12 protein-coding genes are annotated in these 16,654 nt (G+C 68.3%); 7 read left to right on the top strand and 5 right to left on the bottom strand.

The window, feature by feature from the left end:
* Nucleotides 1–206: 206 nt before the first annotated feature.
* The 5 genes from ING98_17700 to ING98_17680 form a co-directional block, all read right to left on the bottom strand.
* The gene (locus ING98_17700) at nt 207–1,223 is read right to left on the bottom strand and encodes a tripartite tricarboxylate transporter substrate binding protein (protein MCA3103706.1); all 1,017 of its coding nucleotides are present in this window, start codon (nt 1,221–1,223) and stop codon (nt 207–209) included.
* An 18-nt stretch (nt 1,224–1,241) separates the two neighbouring features.
* Nucleotides 1,242–2,216, bottom strand: coding sequence for a tripartite tricarboxylate transporter substrate binding protein (locus tag ING98_17695; GenBank protein MCA3103705.1), 975 nt, complete (start codon nt 2,214–2,216; stop codon nt 1,242–1,244).
* A 55-nt stretch (nt 2,217–2,271) separates the two neighbouring features.
* Nucleotides 2,272–3,249, bottom strand: a complete 978-nt coding sequence (locus tag ING98_17690; GenBank protein ID MCA3103704.1) for a tripartite tricarboxylate transporter substrate binding protein — start codon at nt 3,247–3,249, stop codon at nt 2,272–2,274.
* 85 nt (nt 3,250–3,334) lie between these two features.
* The gene (locus ING98_17685) at nt 3,335–4,489 is read right to left on the bottom strand and encodes an acyl-CoA dehydrogenase family protein (protein MCA3103703.1); all 1,155 of its coding nucleotides are present in this window, start codon (nt 4,487–4,489) and stop codon (nt 3,335–3,337) included.
* A 6-nt stretch (nt 4,490–4,495) separates the two neighbouring features.
* Nucleotides 4,496–5,503, bottom strand: coding sequence for a tripartite tricarboxylate transporter substrate binding protein (locus tag ING98_17680; GenBank protein ID MCA3103702.1), 1,008 nt, complete (start codon nt 5,501–5,503; stop codon nt 4,496–4,498).
* A 286-nt stretch (nt 5,504–5,789) separates the two neighbouring features.
* On the opposite strand from ING98_17680, the gene ING98_17675 reads away from it, so the two are divergent.
* The 7 genes from ING98_17675 (at nt 5,790) to ING98_17645 (ending at nt 16,611) form a co-directional block, all read left to right on the top strand.
* The gene (locus ING98_17675) at nt 5,790–7,085 is read left to right on the top strand and encodes a sensor histidine kinase (GenBank protein MCA3103701.1); all 1,296 of its coding nucleotides are present in this window, start codon (nt 5,790–5,792) and stop codon (nt 7,083–7,085) included.
* 58 nt (nt 7,086–7,143) lie between these two features.
* The gene (locus ING98_17670) at nt 7,144–7,770 is read left to right on the top strand and encodes a response regulator (protein ID MCA3103700.1); all 627 of its coding nucleotides are present in this window, start codon (nt 7,144–7,146) and stop codon (nt 7,768–7,770) included.
* Between the two features lie 224 nt (nt 7,771–7,994).
* Nucleotides 7,995–9,176 (top strand): hypothetical protein, encoded by a 1,182-nt coding sequence (locus tag ING98_17665; protein MCA3103699.1) that lies wholly within the window; start codon nt 7,995–7,997, stop codon nt 9,174–9,176.
* 95 nt (nt 9,177–9,271) lie between these two features.
* Nucleotides 9,272–12,970 carry an EAL domain-containing protein gene (locus ING98_17660; protein MCA3103698.1) on the top strand — a complete coding sequence of 1,233 codons (3,699 nt, stop codon included), beginning with the start codon at nt 9,272–9,274 and terminating at the stop codon, nt 12,968–12,970.
* A 53-nt stretch (nt 12,971–13,023) separates the two neighbouring features.
* A complete protein-coding gene (locus ING98_17655) occupies nt 13,024–14,712 on the top strand; it encodes a thiamine pyrophosphate-binding protein (GenBank protein ID MCA3103697.1) in 1,689 nt (562 codons plus the stop codon).
* A 40-nt stretch (nt 14,713–14,752) separates the two neighbouring features.
* Nucleotides 14,753–15,511, top strand: coding sequence for a sulfite exporter TauE/SafE family protein (locus ING98_17650; GenBank protein MCA3103696.1), 759 nt, complete (start codon nt 14,753–14,755; stop codon nt 15,509–15,511).
* A gap of 98 nt (nt 15,512–15,609) precedes the next feature.
* Complete coding sequence (locus ING98_17645; protein MCA3103695.1) at nt 15,610–16,611, top strand: class 1 fructose-bisphosphatase; 1,002 nt, start codon at nt 15,610–15,612, stop codon at nt 16,609–16,611.
* Nucleotides 16,612–16,654 lie beyond the last annotated feature (43 nt).

Here is a 16,654-nt window from a genome sequence, read left to right as displayed (position 1 = left end):
TTTCTCATCGGCTCCTCGCTATCCTCGGAGCCATTCTTTCACGTTTCAATCGGTCCGAAAATCGCCGAGCAGGTCAGGCTGAATGCGATCTATCTAATCTAGTCGACCCCATCGGACTCGCACCGCAGGAAGCGGCGACGGGGTGATGATGGAAGGGGTGGCTGCGCGGGTCGCCCCCGGGAACCAGCCCTTCCGATGCGAAACCGCTACTCGGGCTTGATCCCCGCCGCCTTCACCGTCTTCTGCGCCCCGGCCAGATCCGCCTTCATCCGCGCGCCCAGTGTCTCCGGCGTGCCGCCGTAGATCTCCAGGCCGAGCTGGGCGAAGCGCTCGCGCGTGGCCGGCTGCGCCAGATAGCCGTTGACTACCGTGTTGATGCGGTCGACGATCGGCCGCGGCAGGTTCGCCGGCCCGAGGATGCCCAGCCAGATGCTGGTCTCGAACGCCGGGAAGCCGACCTCGACCATGTTCGGCACGTCGGGCAGCAGCGGATGGCGCTTGGGCGAGGTGATCGCCAGCGCACGCACCTTGCCGGCCTTGATGTGCTGCGCGGCGGTCGACAGCTGGTCGAACATGATCGGCACATGGCCGCCGATCACGTCCATGCCGGCCGCCGGGTTCGACTTGTACGGCACGTGGTTCAGCTTGATGCCGACCAGCGACGAGAAGTACTCGCCAGCCAGGTGCCCGGTGGAACCGATGCCGGCAGTGGCCCAGCCGAGCTGGCCGGGCCGGGCCTTGGCGAAGGCCACCAGTTCCTTCACCGTCTTCACTGGCACCGACGGATGCACCACCAGCACCTGCGGTGCGTTCGAGGTGCCGATCACCGGCGTGAAGTCGCGGAAGATGTCGTAGGGCAGCTTGGTGGTGAGCGCCGGGGCCATCGAGAACGCGCCCGAGGTCAGCAGCAGGGTGTAGCCGTCCGGCGGCTGGCGCGCGACGAAGTCGGCACCGATCGAGCCGGTCGCGCCGGCGCGGATCTCGATGACGATCGGCTGGCCGAAGGCCTCCTGCATGCTGGGGGCAACCAGCCGGGCCATGGTGTCGGCCGAGCCGCCGGCACCGAAGTTCACGATCATCCGCACCGGCTTCGAGGGCCAGGCCGGCTGGGCCTGCGCGCTGCCGGCAGCCGCCATCAGTGCGGTAGCTGCCAGGGCAGCCAGGGCGAGGCCCGGGGCGGTGCTGCGTTCAGGTGCTGCGTTCGATCCGTTTCGCTGTTTCATGTGATTCACCTTGCTCCATCACTCCGCTTTGATGCCGGCCGCCTTGATCGTGCGTGACGCCCAGGCAAAGTCCCGCTTCATCTCGGCGGCGAACGCCTCTGGCGTGCCGCCGATCACTTCCAGGCCGAGGCCGTTGAGCCGGTCGCGCACGTCCGCGAGCTTCAGCACCCGGTTCACCTCGGTGTTGATCCGGGCCAGCACGTCTTTCTGCAGGCTGCCCGGCCCCATCAGGCCATGCCAGACGGTGGTCTCGAAATCCTTGTAGCCGCTCTCGATCATCGTGGGCACCTCGGACAGCGAGGCCACCCGCTTGCCCGAAGTCACGGCCAGCGCACGCACCTTGCCTGCCTTCACATGCGGCACGGCGGTCGACAGCTGGTCGAACATGATCGGCACATGGCCGGCGATCACGTCGATCGTGCCCAGCCCGTTCGACTTGTAGGGTACGTGGATCAGCTGCAGTCCGCTCGCGATGCCCAGGCTTGCGCCCGACAGGTGCGCGACCGAGCCGATGCCGGAGCTGGCGTAACCGAGTTCGCCCGGCCGCTTCAGCGCGAACGCGACGAGGTCTTTCACCGTCTTCACCGGCAGCGACGGGTGCACGTACAGCACCTGCGGTCCGGCGGTGGTCTGCACGATCGCGCTCAGGTCGCGCTGCCAGTCGAACGGCAGCGTCGGGTACAGCGCCGCGGCGGTCGACAGCGCCGAGGTGAACAGCAGCGTATGGCCATCGCCGGCCGCGCGTGCGACCACGTCGGCCGCGATGGTGCCGGTGGCGCCGGAGCGGTTCTCGACCAGCACCGGCTGGCCGATGCCCTCGGCCAGCTTCTGCGCGACGGTGCGCGCGACGGTGTCGGAAGAGCCGCCGGCACCGAAGGCGACCAGCAGCCGCACCGGACGCTCGGGCCAGGCCTTCTGCGCGACGGCAGGCGCGCTCGCCGCGAGCAGCACGGCCAGTGCACCGCCGACCGCGCGGCGCGCGGCTGGTGTCATCGTGCAACCACCGGACGCAGCCCGCGGCTCATTGCCTCGCGTGCGCATGTCGCGTTCACTGCTCGAGCGTGATCTTCGCGTCCTTGACCACCTTCTGCCACTTCAGGAAGTCGTTGCGGTGCAGGGTCGCGAACGCCTCGGGCGTGCCACCGGCCGGCTCGACGCCCAGTTCGTTGAAGCGCTTGACGGTCTCGGGCAGCTTGACGATGCGGTTCACCTCGGTGTTCAACCGCATGACGATGTCGCGCGGCAGGTTGGCCGGGCCCATCATGCCCAGCCAGACGTTCGCATCGAAGGCCGGCAGCCCGGCCTCGGTGACCGTCGGCACGTCGGGCAGCAGCGGCAGGCGCTGGGCCGCAGTGACCGCGAGCGCGCGCAGCTTGCCCGAGCGCACATGCGGCGCGCCGGTGAGTACCAGGTCGAACATCAGCGGCACGTTGCCGGAGATCACGTCGATCACCGCGATCGGGTTGGCCTTGTACGGCACATGGACCATCTTCGTGCCGGTCATCGAAAGGAACAGCTCGGTCGCCAGGTGGCCGGTGCTGCCCACGCCGGCGGTGGCGTAGCTGATCTGGTCGGGCCGCTTCTTCGCGAAGGCAACCAGTTCCTTGATGCTCTTCACCGGCAGCGACGGATGCACGTTGATGATGGTGGCCGTGTTCGAGATGTTCACCACCGGGGTGAAGTCCTTGAAGATGTCCACCGGCACCTTGGGGTTGAGCGCTGGCGTGGACGAGAACGCGCCCGAGGTGACCATCAGCGTATAGCCGTCGGGCTGGGAGCGCGCGACGGCCTCGGCGCCGATCATCCCGGCCGCCCCGGTGCGGTTCTCCACCGTCGTGCCCTGGCCCCAGGTCTCGGTGAAGCGCTGGCCGACCAGCCGCGCCATGGTGTCGGCGGAACCGCCGGCGCCGAACGGTACGATGATGCGGATCGGCTTGGCCGGGTACTGCTGGGCGGCGGCCGTCAGCGCGGCCAGCGGCAGGAGGGCGGCCAGCGTGGCCAGGCTTGCGAACGGCTTCACGTGCATCAGGATGCTCCAGTGTGGGTCAGGACAAGGGAAAAGCGGCGGCGAGCGGCATGCACGCAGGCAGGAAGGAAGGCGGAGCCGGCGCTCAGCCGCGCGCGTCGCGGATCATGTTCTTCGCGATCACCAGCTGCTGGATCTGGCTGGTGCCCTCGAAGATGCGGAACAGGCGCACGTCGCGGTACAGCCGTTCGATCGGGTACTCCTGCATGTAGCCCGCGCCGCCATGCACCTGCACGCAGCGGTCGGCCACGCGCGAGCACATCTCGGAGGCGAACAGCTTCGCACAGGACGCTTCGGTCGCGATGTTCGCGCCGTCGTCGGCGCGCCGGGCGGCATCGAGCGTCATGCAGCGCGCGGCGTAGATCTCGGTCTTCGAGTCGGCGAGCATCGCCTGCACCAGCTGGAAGCCGGCGATCGGCTGGCCGAACTGTTCGCGCTGCATCGCATAGGCGAGCGTCTCGTCGAGCATGCGCTGCGCGATGCCCACGCACACCGCGGCGATGTTGAGCCGCGCGCGGTCGAGCACCTTCATCGCGGTCTTGAAGCCCTGCCCTTCGACGCCACCGATCAACGCACTGGCCGGCACGCGCACGTCCTGCAGGATCACGTCGGAGGTATGCGAGCCGCGCTGGCCCATCTTGCGGTCGGGCGGCGCGGTCGTGAGACCCGGCGTGTCACGCTCGACGATGAAGGCGCTCACCCCGGCCGCGCCCTTCTGCGACGCATCGGTGCGCGCCATCAGCGTGAAGATCGAAGCCTCGGGTGCATTGGTGATGTAGCGCTTGGTGCCGTTGATCACGTAGTGGTCGCCATCGCGCCGCGCGAAGGTCTTCAGCCCGCCGGCATCCGAGCCGTTGTCGGGCTCGGTCAGCGCGAAGCTGCCGATGATCTCGCCGGCCGCAAGGCGCCGCAGATAGCGCTCTTTCTGCGCTGGCGTGCCGTCGATCACGATGCCCATGCCGCCGATGCCGTTGTTGGTGCCGACATACGAACGGAACACCGGCGACGCGTAGCAGAGCTCGAACGACACGTGCATCTGTTCTTCAGTGGTCAGGCCCAGGCCGCCGTACTCCCTCGGCAGCGCATAGCCGAACAGGCCCATCTCGCGCATCTCGTGCACGATGGCCTCGGGCATCGCGTCTGCCTCGGTCACCTCGACCTCGGCCGGGATCAGCCGCTCGCGCACGAAGCGGCGGATCGAGTCGAGCAGCAGCCCGAGGGTTTCGGCGTCCTGGATCATGGTCGGTCAGTCGGGGTTGGCGCCGGACTTGCGAACTACTTCGCCCCAGCGCTTGAGCTCGGAATCGATCAGCCTGTTGAAGTCGGTCGGGGTCCCACCCATCGCCTCGATGGCCAGATCGGCCAGGCGCGCCTGGGTGGCCGGCAGCGCCAGCAGCTTGTTGGTCTCGGCGTTGACCTTGTCGATCACCGCCTTCGGGGTGCCGCGCGGGGTGACCAGGCCGAACCACGCATAGGCGAGGTAGCCCGGCAGGCCGGCCTCTTCGACCGTCGGCACGTCGGGCAGGATGCTGGTGCGCTTCGGCGTACCCATGGCCAGCGCGCGCAGCTTGCCGGACTTGATCAGCGGCACGTAGGGCGGCAGGTTGTCGATCGCGATCGTGATGCCGCTGGATGTCATCAGGTCGGACACCACCATCGCACTGCCCTTGAACGCGGCGAAGGTGAGATCGACGCCGGCCATGGTCTTGAACAGTTCGCCCGACAGGTGCCCGGTGGTGCCGATGCCGGGCGCGCCGAACACCAGCTTGCCCGGATTGGCCCGGGCCGCGGCAATGAACTCCTTCAGGGTCTTCTGCGGCGCGCTGGCGTTGACCACGAAGGCGTTCGGCGTCTGGCCGACCGCGACGACCGCCTCGAAATTCTTCGGGCTCCAGGACAGCTTGCGGTACAGCGTCGGGTTGATGCCCGAGACACCGGCGGTGGTCATCATCATCGTGTAGCCGTCCGGGTTGGCACGCGCCGCCAGTTCGGCGCCGATATTGCCCCCGGCACCGGGCCGGTTGTCGATCACGAAGGTCTGGCCCCAGCGGTCGCCGAGGTGCTGGGCGACCACCCGGGCGAGAATGTCGGTGGTACCGGCTGGCGGAAAGCCGACGATGAAACGGACCGCTCGATTGGGAAAGTCGGCCGCCGCGTCGCGGGCCTGCGCCTGCGCCGGTGTGCTCGATGGCGCAGACAGGGCGAAGAAGGCCAGAGAGGCCGCTGCGAGTCCGGCGTTACGATTGCGCGTCATGCGGTTTCTCCTCCGGGGCGTTATGCTCCCGCCTTGTGGTCTGGTGGGCTTCAGCCTGTTCCCGGCTGCGTCGGATTGTAACGGTGGCGAAACCCTTGCGGCTACGATGACCACTCCTGACGTATTCCGTGTGCTGGATTGCTGGCTCTGGCGGATCGACCCTTCGACGGAACGTGTCGTCACGATGGGCGGGAGCAACCCGTTCGGCACGGCACCCGCATCCTGGCGGACATTCCTTCGACGATGTGCGATCGATGACCGGCATGCCGTACTCCTGGCAGTGCGCTTGCTCAGGTCGTCGGAGGCGGACGGCACGCTGCGCGTGGAGAACCTCGCGATGCAGGCCGCTGGCGGGTACGGCCACCACGTCGACCTGCTGATCGGCCGGCAGCGAAATGGCGCTGGCGCGCCGGAATGGTCAGGCATGGTGTCGAGGCGGTGGCCGACCGCCCGCCGACCCGCGTCGGCGGTGGAACCGTCAGCGACCTCCGTGGCCGGGGAACTCGACGCCGCCGGCCTGGGCTGGTGGTCGATGGAGAACGCGGAAGACGGCCTGTCCCTGTCGCGTACTGCGGCACGCCTGATGGGTTTCGGCGACAGCGCATGCAAGGTACCGCTCGGCGCCTGGCTTGCCGCCGCACCGCCGCAGGAGTGTCCGCGACTGATGCGACAGATGGAACGCATCCTCGACGGCAAGACCGACCGCTTCGAACTCGACCTGCATGGCCTCGATCCGGCACGACCGCAGGCGGGGCTCAGGCTGACCGCGTTTCGCGCGCGCGCGCGCGGCAACGGACTGGTCGGCGTGATCGAGGCGCTCTCCGGCATCGCGGTGCATCCGCTCCAGCGGCCTTCGCCCACGGGTCCGGCCGGCGCGCCCTCCCGCACCGGGACGCAACCGTCGACCGATACAGGGCTCGACCGCGACTCGCTGGTGCGCGAGATACACCACCGGATCAAGAACCATCTTCAGGGGATGACCGGCCTGATCGAGCGCTACCGGAACGACTATCCGGCCCTGGGCGAAGCGCTGGATGCCATCGGCGGCCAGTTGCACTCGATCGGCACCGTCTACGGCCTGCTCGCCCGGTCCGGCCGCAGCGACCTGGCGCTCGACGAGATCGCGCAGGCGGTGACCGACGGCCTCTCCGGCATCGCGGTCAACGGCGTGCAGACCCGCTTCCCCGACGGCATGGGCTGCTGGCGGATCGCCGAGCAGCATTGCGTGGCCATCGCCCTGGTGGTGAACGAACTGCTGATGAACGCCATCAAGCACGGGGGATCACGCCCCGGGATGCCTCCGGTGGCCGCCGAGTGCGAACTCGTCCCGCAGGGCTGTACGCTGCGCATCCGCAACGACGGCACCCTCCCGCCCGGGTTCGACTTCGATGCCGGCACGGGCGCGCGCACGGGGCTGCAACTGGTGCGCGCGATGCTCCCGGGCCGCGGAGCGAAACTGTCCATCTGCGCGGTGGAGGGCAAGGTGGAGGTGTCGCTGCTGCTCGAGCCGCCCGTCCTGTCTGCGGCACCCGAGCCGAAGGGCACGATGTCTCATCCGGAAGAAACGCGTATTCCACTTTGAGAAGGTAGAATGACGTGGAAGACAGCCCGATTCGACCAGCGAGCTACAGTCAGCCCCCATGACAGCGCCCACCGAGACCGACGCGGCAGACGATCTTGCGCCGAAGACGGTGATGATCGTCGATGACGATCCGCTGATACTTACCACCATGCGCGACGGTCTGCAGCGCGCGGGTTACGCCGTATGGGCAGCCGCCTCCGCCGAGGAAGCACTCGAACTCACGCACGAAGCGATGCCTGACGCCGCGCTGGTCGACATGCGGATGCCGGGCATGAGCGGGCTCGAACTGGCCGAGGCCCTGCTCGACCGCGCCCCTCTGGCGATCGTCTTCCTGTCCGCCTACGACGACCTCGAACTGGTGCGCGAAGCGGCCACCCAGGGCGCCTATGGCTACCTCGTGAAGCCCGCACTGATCCGCCACATCGTCCCGGCCATCGAATCCGCGATGGTGCGCGCCCGCGATGTCGCCCAGATCGAGGACGAACAGGAGCGGTTGCGCGGCGCGCTCGAAGGGCAACAGGAAATCAGCGTCGCAGTGGGCATCATGATGGAGCGACAGCGCCTTTCTCGCAATGCGGCATTCAACTACCTGCGCAGCGAGGCGCGCAGCGGACGCCGCAAGCTGCGCGATGTCGCCAACGAATACATTGCGGCCGAAGAACGGCTGAACCGCGCCGACGACTGACCGCCAGGAGCGGTTGCCGGGCAATCCCCCGGCCAGGTCGTCCGGCTGCGTTCGCCCAGGCCGGCGATCGCCTGCGGTCGGCCTAAAGGAATCGCCGCCAGCGCCGTTACCCGGATTGTCGCTACAAGGCGAGCCAAGTCATCCAGGGTCGGGCCGACACCGCCGGCCGCCGGAGTTCCGCGCCATGCAGGCGCCACCCGAAAACCTGTTCGAGGAACTGTTCGATGGCTGAGTCCCTGCCTTCGACCCAATCGTCGATTGCCGCGCGCATGGCAATTGCAGTGGGTACCTGCAGCGCCGGAGCGGCATCAGCCGCGGCTGCCTGGGGCGCCTGGCCGGCGCTCGCGGCCGCCGGCGGGGCGGCGCTCGGCTGTGCCGCCGGCATCCTGGCTGCCCTTTACTGGCTGGAACACCCCGATGCCGCCCGTCTCGCGCTCGCCCGCGGCGCCGAGGCCGAGGCGGCGCTGGCGACCGCTCGGCTGCTGGAAGAACAGGGCAAGGCGATCGATGCCGCCTGCGCGGCTGCGCCGATCCTGGCCCGCCACGTCACCACCGCACGCGACCAGACCCGGGAGGCGACCGAGTCGCTGACCGGCAGCCTGCTGGCGCTGGTCGAGCGGCTGAACGCCAGGGGCGCGGGCGATGACGAGGGCGAGGCGACCGCGGCGATCCACGACTCCGAGGGCACCCTGCGCCCGGTCGTCGGAACACTCGAGGCGTTCGTCGACTCGCGCGATGCGCTGGTCGGCGAGGTCGCCACGCTCGCGGCCTTCTCGAGCGAACTGAAGTCGCTCGCGGCCGATGTTGCCGACATCGCCAGTCAGACGAACCTGCTGGCACTGAACGCGGCGATCGAGGCGGCACGCGCCGGCGAGCAAGGGCGCGGCTTCGCCGTGGTCGCCGACCAGGTGCGGAAACTGTCCACACAGTCCGGCGAGACTGGCAAGCGGATCACCGCGAAGCTGGACACCGTCAGCGCCCGGATGATCGCGCTGCTCGAATCCGCGCGGCAGAACGCCGAGGCCGACCGGCAGTCGGTGACCGAGACGCGTGCATCGATCGAGTCGGTGCTGGGCAGGCTGTCGCAGGCGGTCGGCAGTCTCACCCAGAGTTCGTCGCAACTGCGTGGCGACCGCACCGAAATCGGCAAGCGTATCTCGGAGCTGCTGGTGGGCTTCCAGTTCCAGGACCGCACGAACCAGATGCTCACCAAAGTGACACGGGACCTCGATGAACTGACCGGCGCGATCGCGCCGGGTGCCAGCCGCCCGATCGATCCGGTGCGCTGGGTGGAGTCGATGCGTGCCGGCTATGCAATGAGCGAGCAGCACGCGAACCACGACGCGGCGACCGGCAGCGGCGCCGGCGGGCGGGCCGCCGCCGGCAGCAGCCTCACCATTTTCTGATGGCCACGGATACCCGCTGACACGCTGCGGAGTGCCTGAATGCACCGGTTCAGGTCGCGGCAGCGTACCCTCGGGCGAAAGTCGAGGAAGCTCGGATGCCGAAGAACAGCGGACAGGATCGGGTAGTACACATCGATCGCGGTGCCAGGCGCGAGGCAGGCGAGAGGCCAGCCGGACGGTCCGCCCTGGCCGCGGACGCCTCCACCGCCCGGCTGGACGCACTCTACGCGCTCGCTCCCGCCGCGCTGATGGAACTGGATCCGGTAACCCTGCGCATCCTGCGCGCCAACAGCCGGCTGCGCGAGATCGTCGACCTTCCGCCCGAAGACCCGACTGGCTGCACGCTCTTCGACCTGCTGCCTCTGCAGGACCACGCTCAGTTGTACCGCGCCGCAGCGGCCTTCGCCGAGGGCTCGGATGCCACCGTCACCTTCCCTGTGGCCCTGGGCTTCGATGTCGCCCCGGGCGGCGGAGAGGGCAAGCCGCGCACTGGCGTTTCGCTGTCGCTGCGGCCCGTCCGCACCGGGCCGGCCAGCCTGGTATCCATCCTCGCGGCAGCCTCGCCTGCAAGCTCGACCGGGATCGACGGCGAAAACCTCGCGCGCGCCTGCGAATCCGCATCGATAGCGGTCGCCGAGCGGGACCTGGCCTCGGGCCGGTTGACCCGGGTGAACGCATCGTTCTGCCGGCTCGTGGGCTATTCCGAAGCGCAGCTGCTGACGATGACGATCGAGGACCTGACCCCCCCGGAGGAACTGGACACGATCCGCCGTCGCCTGGCACCCCTCGCCTCCGGCTCGGTGACCGAGTACACCGCGATGAAGGCGCTGCTCTGCTCCAACGGCAGCCGCTGCTGGGTCCTCGGCAGCATCTCGCGCCTGCCCGGCTCGGGCGGCACGCCGGACCACCTGATCACCGTCTACATCAACGTAAACGAGGTCGTTTCCGCACGGACGGCGCTGATGCTGAGCGAGACGCGCTACCGCACGCTCGTCGACACCATGCCGGACGCCGTCAGCATCGTGGACCGGGAGGGCAACATCACGTTCGTGAACCGCGCGATGGTGTCGCTGCTGGGATTCCCTGCCCGCCACTGGATCGAGGGCGGCGAGTCGGCAATCTCCAGGAGGCTTGACGCCACAGGGGTGGAGCAGCAGCGTCAGTTCTGGGCATACCTCGAGTCGCATGGCGAGTTCGATACGCGGCCAGGAGAACGGAGCTGGATGCGGCGCGACGGGCGCACGGTCAGCGTGGAACAGCGCGCGGCCAGCCTGCGCAACGATCGCGGCGAGGTCATCGGCGCGCTGTTCGTGCTGCGCGACGTGACCGAGGACAGACGGTCCAGGCTGGAGCGCGAGCGGGTGGCGGCGATTGTCGAAGCATCCGAGGACGCGATCTTCAGCGTCTCGCGCACGCATGTGGTCGAAAGCTGGAACAGCGGCTGCGTGCGGCTGTTCGACCTGCAGCCATGGCTGGCCGTGCTGCGACCACTGGAAGGCCTGTTCCCGGCGCCCCTCGGTGGCCTGCTCGGGCAGATGATCGACCAGGCCGCTGCCGGCCATCCGGTACGCAATGCCGAATGGCCGGGTTTCGCCGAGGGCCGGGCCCGCTGGGTCGTCTCGATGCGCGCGGTACGCGCGCGCGACGGCGGTACCAGTTCGGTCTCGGTGATCGTGCGCGACATCTCTGCTGAAATCGCCGCGACGCAGGCGCTCGACGACGAGCGCCGCTTCATCCGGACCGTGCTCGATACGATGCCGATCGCAATCTCGGTGCGCGATGCGCACGGCCGTGTACTGCTCGCCAACCACCGGTTCGACGCGCTTTTCGCGAAGGATGGCGGATCGACGGTCGGTACCGGCTACGAAGAACGGGTGCGCGTCCCCGCCGAGGCCGACCTGCTGATGCGCATGGACGCCGATGTGCTGCGCAACGGGCTTCCGGTCACCTATGAACGCAGGGTACGGGTCGATGGGGTTGGCGATGTAGACCTGCATACCGTCAAGGTGCCACTGCGCCAGGCCGGGGAGACGCGGATCCTTACCGCGTCGGTCGACGTATCCGACCGCATCCGCGCACAGGACGACCTGCGGCGTGAACGTGCGTTCATGCGCACGGTGATCGACACCGACCCGACGCTGATCACCGTGAAGGATGCACACGGGCGCTTCCTGCTCGCCAACCGCGCGGCCGCAGAGGCACTGGGCTGCACGGTCGAGGCACTCGAAGGCTACCGCCTCTCCGAGGTGCGACCCGGCGCGCGCCTCGATGCAGACATCGCGCGCCACGACGCAGAGGTCCTGCGGCTGAAGCAGCCGGTCACGCGCGAAGAATGCCAACGCGTTGCCGACGGCAGCGAGCGCTGGTTCAGCAGCACCCGCCTGCCGCTGGCCGGTGCCGATGGCGAACCGGTGGTGCTGGGCGTATCGACCGACATCACCGAGATGCGGCTGCAGGCGCGCCGGATCCACGAACTGAAGAATTTCGATTCGCTGACCGGCCTTCCCAACCGCATGCTGATCGAAGACCGCCTGCAGATGGCACTGACCACGGCGGAACGCGACCGCAGCCGCGTTGCCGTGATTTTCGTGGACCTCGACCATTTCAAGACCGTCAACGATTCCCTCGGGCACCCGGCCGGCGACCGCCTGCTGGTGGAGGTCGCGAAACGCATCCGCGCGGTGCTGCGCGACTCCGACTCCGTCGGCCGCCTCGGTGGCGACGAGTTCCTGCTGGTCCTGCCGCAGGTCGACGGACCGGAGGGAGCGGCACTGGTCGCGGGCAAGCTGCTGGCAGTGCTGGAAGAAGCCTTCGATATCCTGGGTCATTCGCTGACCGTCAACGCAAGCCTCGGCATCGCCTTCTACCCGGAGGATGGCGTGACGCCGCACCTGCTCGTGCAGAACGCCGATACGGCGATGTACCACGCGAAAGAACAGGGCCGCAGCTGCTACCGCTTCTTCACCAGCGAGCTCAATGCCCGCGCAGCCCGCTCACTGGCGATCGAGCACGGCATACGACGGGGCCTGCGCGACGGGGAATTCGAACTCTGGTACCAGCCGGTCTACGCGCTGGCCGACGGCAGCGTCGCCGGCATGGAAGCGCTGATCCGCTGGCGCCGTTCGAGCGGCGAGTTCCTGATGCCGGGCGACTTCATCGGCGTGGCGGAAGAGCGCGGCCTCATCAGCCACCTCGGGCGCTGGGTACTGGAGGCCGCGTGTACGTTCGCCGCCGCACGCAGCCGCGCGGGCCTGCCCGCGATACCGATCGCGATCAACCTGTCGCCGATACAGCTGCGCCAGCAGGGGCTTGCCGCGATGATCGAGGACACCCTGCGCGCGACCGGGGTAGACCCGTCGCTGCTCGAACTGGAATTGACCGAGAGCTCGATCATGCATGACATGAATGCAGCCATCGACGTGCTGCGGCAGATCCGTACGCTGGGCGTGCGCATCGCCGTCGACGATTTCGGTACCGGACATTCGAGCCTGGCCTGGCTGCGCCAGCTGCCGATCGACAAGCTGAAGATCGACCGCGCCTTCGTCGCGAACGTGCCGACGAACGAGGTCGACACGGTGATCTTCCGGACGATCGTGGCCATGGCGGGCGCGCTGGGCATCCGCACGGTCGCCGAGGGAGTCGAGACGCGCGAGCAGCTCGACCGCGTGCGTGCGCTCGGCTGCGATCTCGTGCAGGGTTACCTGCTGGCGAAGCCCACGCCCGAAGGCGACATCGTGCGTGCCGCCGGCACGCTGGTCGATCTGTCCCCGAAGCCTGCGCCGTCTGCAGGATAGCCGGGCGCTTCCGGCGATACACTACCGCCCGAAGCCTCACCCGACGGATTGCCATGACCTCCACGAACCACCCGCCGCGTACCGGCGGCCAGATCCTCGCCGACCAGTTGCGCATCCATGGGGTCGACCTCGCGTTCGGCGTCCCCGGCGAGAGCTATCTCGCCCTGCTCGACGCGATGCACGACCACCGCGAGGCAATGCGTTTCGTGATCTGCCGACAGGAAGGCGGTGCGGCGAACATGGCCGACGCCTATGGCAAGCTGACCGGCCGGCCGGGCATCTGCATGGTCACGCGCGGCCCGGGGGCGACCAACGCATCGATCGGCGTGCACACTGCCTTCCAGGATTCGACGCCGATGATCCTGTTCATCGGACAGGTGGCGCGCGACTACATCGACCGCGAGTCGTTCCAGGAAATCGACTACCGCCGCTTCTACGGGCCTTTCATGAGCAAATGGACCGCGCAGGTCGATTCGGCCGCGCGCCTGCCCGAGTATGTCAGCCGTGCCTTCCACGTCGCCACGTCGGGCCGACCGGGCCCGGTCGTACTCGCACTGCCCGAAGACATGCTGACCGAGACGGCCTGCGTGGCCGATGCATCGCCCTATCGGCGCGTGCAGGCCAGCCCGGCGGCGGCAGATCTGCAGACGCTGCATGCACGGCTCGCAGCGGCGAAGCGCCCGTTCCTGATGATCGGGGGCAGCGGCTGGACCACCCAGGCCGTCGAGGACATCGCGGCGTTCGCCCAGGCCAACCGCCTGCCGGTCGGCTGCTCGTTCCGCTGCCAGGACCTGATGGACAACCGGTCGCCGAACTATGCGGGCGATGTCGGTGTCGGCATCAATCCGGTGCTCGCCGAGCGCATCCGCAGCGCCGACCTGCTGCTGGTGGTCGGACCCCGACTGGGCGAGATGGCGACCCAGGGCTACACGCTGCTCGATGTGCCCCGGATGAAGCCCGCCCTGGTGCACGTGCATGCCGGCGCCGAGGAACTCGGACGCGTTTATCAGGGCGACCAGCTGATCAATGCCGGCATGCCGGAGATGGCCGCCGCTCTGCGCGCACTGCCGCCGGTACCGGACGAAGTGGTGGCCGGGTGGAGCGACTGGACGGCCAGCGCCCACGCCGATTACCTGAAAACGCTGGAACCGGTAGCGCCGCCGGGGGACGTGAACCTGTCGATCGTGCTGCGCCAGCTCCGGCAGCGCCTGCCCGACGATGCGATCGTGACCAACGGTGCCGGCAACTATGCGGCCTGGCTGCATCGCTTCTTCGACTATCGCAGCTACCGCACGCAGCTTGCACCCACCAGCGGCGCGATGGGCTACGGCGTACCCTCCGCCGTGGCCGCCGCACTGGTCCATCCCGGCCGGGTGGTAGTGTCCTGGAACGGCGACGGCTGCTTCATGATGAACGGCCAGGAGATGGCCACCGCGGCACAGTTCGGTGCGAAGGTCGTGTTCTGCGTGGTCAACAACGGCATGTTCGGCACCATCCGGATGCACCAGGAACGCGAGTACCCGGCGCGGGTCTCCGGCACCGAACTGAAGAACCCCGACTTCGTCGCGCTCGGCCGTGCCTACGGCGCACATGCCGAACTCGTCACACGCACCGACGAGTTCGCGGCGGCACTCGAGCGCTGCCTCGCGCACGACGGCCCGTCGCTGATCGAGATCCGTACCGACCCCGAGGCGATCACCCCGCGCACCACCCTGACCGCGCTGCGTAACGCGAAACGCTGATGCACGTCCTGCGCCTGCCGGGGTCGAGACCGGGGCGGGCATGATGCCGGAGCCGGCGACGCTGGCTGTATGCCTGGTCGCGATCTTCGCGATCGCGTTCATGAAGGGCGCGTTCGGCGGCGGCCTGGCGGCACTGGGCATCCCCCTGATGTCGCTGGTGCTCGACCCGATCTCGGCTGGCGCGTTGATGGCGCCGCTGTTCATCGTGATGGACGTGGTCGCCTTCCGCTACTGGAAGCCGGCCACCTGGTCGCGCCGGGACCTCGCCTGGCTGGTGCCGCCGATGGTCGTGGGTATCGGGGTCGGCTGGTGGTTCATGAGCCTGATGAACCCGTACTGGGTGGCCGTCGTGGTCGCGCTGGTCACGCTCGGCTTCGCGGCACAGTGGTTCGCCGGGGGCAGCCGCATCGTCGTGCGACCACGCTCGAAGTGGCGGGCGCTGCTGGCCGGTGGCACCTCGGGCATCACCACGATGGTGGCACACAGCGGAGGCCCCCCGGTGGCCGTGTACCTGCTTTCGATCGGCCTGTCCAAGTCGGTGTACGCCGGCACGACCAGCATGTACTTCACCGTCGCCAACGCGGTGAAGGCCGGTCCCTGGCTGCTGCTAGGCCAGCCGGACGCGAAGCTCTGGATCCTGATCGCGGCCTGCACCAGCGTGGTGCCCGCGGGCGTGTGGGTCGGCTGGCGCCTGCACCAGCGGCTCGACCAGCGACAGCTCTATTCGCTCTGCTACGTGCTGCTGGTCCTGACCTCGCTCAAGCTGCTGTGGGACGGCATCCGCGGCCTGTCCGGCTGAGGACGAAGGCTGGCACCAGCGGCGGCGAACACGTTTCGTGCGGCCGTCCGGCCGAAGCGGGATAATCCGCAGACCTCGATACGGAATGCGGAGCAGCCATGCGGCGTGTCACCTTCACCCAGTACCTCGTCGAACAGGAACGCAAGCGCAGGACGGTCCCTGCAGAGCTGCGGCTTCTGCTGGAAGTGATCGCCCGCGCGTGCAAGGCGATCAGCCATGCGGTGGGCAAGGGTGAACTGGCCGATGTGCTCGGTGCCGCCGGCACCGACAACGTGCAGGGCGAGGCTCAGAAGAAGCTCGACGTCATCTCCAACGAGGTGCTGGTCGAGGCCAATTCATGGGGCGGCAGCCTGGCCGCCATGGCCTCCGAGGAGATGGAAGAACCGTACCAGATCCCGAACGAGTACCCCAAGGGCCGCTACCTGCTGCTGTTCGATCCGCTCGACGGCTCGTCCAACATCGACGTCAACGTCTCGATCGGTACCATCTTCTCCATCCTCGAGTGCCCGCCCGATGTGACCGACCCGGACGAGTCCAGCTTCCTGCAGCCCGGCGCGAAGCAGGTCGCCGCCGGCTTCGCCGTGTACGGCCCGTCGACCGTGATGGTGCTCACGGTCGGCCACGGCACGGTCGGCTTCACCCTCGACCGCGAGGTAGGCACCTGGGTACTCACCCAGCCACGCATCGAGATCCCGGTGTCCACCAAGGAATTCGCGATCAACATGTCGAACGCGCGAAACTGGCCGGCACCGATCAAGCGCTACATCGACGAGTGCGTCGCCGGCAAGGACGGGCCGCGCGACAAGGATTTCAACATGCGCTGGGTCGCGTCGATGGTGGCCGATGTCTATCGCATCCTGACCCGCGGCGGCATCTTCATGTATCCCGCCGACACACGGCACAAGGAAGGCCGCCTGCGGTTGCTGTACGAAGCCAACCCGATGGCCTTCATCGTCGAGCAGGCGGGCGGCGCAGCCAGCACCGGCACCCAGCGCATCATGGACGTGCAGCCCGCCAGGCTGCACCAGCGCATCGGCGTCGTGCTCGGTTCCACGGAAGAGGTGGAGCGGGTCGAGCGCTACTTCGCGGAAGCCGGTTGAGCGCACCGGTACAGGGGGCGCAGCAGCCTGGCCCGGAAGCGGG

The sequence above is a fragment of the Rhodocyclaceae bacterium genome (assembly GCA_020248265.1).
In the GTDB taxonomy this organism is placed as follows: domain Bacteria; phylum Pseudomonadota; class Gammaproteobacteria; order Burkholderiales; family CAIKXV01; genus CAIKXV01.
The sequence above is the reverse complement of the archived record's forward strand: the minus strand, read 5'-3'. Positions and strand labels throughout refer to the sequence as shown.

Bases quoted from the DNA above. Each gene is read 5' to 3' on its own strand.
- ING98_17645 (MCA3103695.1), top strand. From the start codon at position 15,610: ATGCGGCGTGTCACCTTCACCCAGTACCTCGTCGAACAGGAACGCAAG.
- ING98_17695 (MCA3103705.1), bottom strand. From the start codon at position 2,216: ATGACACCAGCCGCGCGCCGCGCGGTCGGCGGTGCACTGGCCGTGCTG.
- ING98_17685 (MCA3103703.1), bottom strand. From the start codon at position 4,489: ATGATCCAGGACGCCGAAACCCTCGGGCTGCTGCTCGACTCGATCCGC.
- ING98_17660 (MCA3103698.1), top strand. From the start codon at position 9,272: ATGCCGAAGAACAGCGGACAGGATCGGGTAGTACACATCGATCGCGGT.
- ING98_17655 (MCA3103697.1), top strand. From the start codon at position 13,024: ATGACCTCCACGAACCACCCGCCGCGTACCGGCGGCCAGATCCTCGCC.
- ING98_17670 (MCA3103700.1), top strand. From the start codon at position 7,144: ATGACAGCGCCCACCGAGACCGACGCGGCAGACGATCTTGCGCCGAAG.
- ING98_17680 (MCA3103702.1), bottom strand. From the start codon at position 5,503: ATGACGCGCAATCGTAACGCCGGACTCGCAGCGGCCTCTCTGGCCTTC.
- ING98_17650 (MCA3103696.1), top strand. From the start codon at position 14,753: ATGATGCCGGAGCCGGCGACGCTGGCTGTATGCCTGGTCGCGATCTTC.
- ING98_17665 (MCA3103699.1), top strand. From the start codon at position 7,995: ATGGCTGAGTCCCTGCCTTCGACCCAATCGTCGATTGCCGCGCGCATG.
- ING98_17700 (MCA3103706.1), bottom strand. From the start codon at position 1,223: ATGAAACAGCGAAACGGATCGAACGCAGCACCTGAACGCAGCACCGCC.
- ING98_17690 (MCA3103704.1), bottom strand. From the start codon at position 3,249: ATGCACGTGAAGCCGTTCGCAAGCCTGGCCACGCTGGCCGCCCTCCTG.